At 26.9% G+C, this 245-nt stretch carries 1 protein-coding gene; it reads left to right on the top strand.

The genetic code is table 11. The annotated features are described in order from the left end of the window. A partial coding sequence (locus RI68_RS02840) for an HU family DNA-binding protein (RefSeq protein ID WP_017193728.1) occupies positions 1-198 on the top strand: 198 nt, incomplete at its 5' end. Positions 199-245: the final 47 nt, after the last annotated feature.

Here is a 245-nt window from a genome sequence, read left to right on the forward strand (position 1 = left end):
TTAATCGAAGCAATCACTAATAACGAAGAAGTAGTTTTATCAACACAAATTGGTAAATTCCAATTAAAATCAAGAAAAGCCTACATCGGTAGAAACCCTAAAACAAAGAAAAAACTAGAAATCCCTGCGAAAACAGTAGTCACTTTCAAACTTTCTAAATCCATCAAAGATAAAGTTAAAGAACTAAAATTAAAATAAATTCAAAGGAGAACCAATATGTCAAAAATAATTATCAAAAAAACTAA

Source organism: Vaccinium witches'-broom phytoplasma str. VAC (genome assembly GCF_000309405.1).
Classification (GTDB): Bacteria; Bacillota_I; Bacilli_A; order Acholeplasmatales; family Acholeplasmataceae; genus Phytoplasma.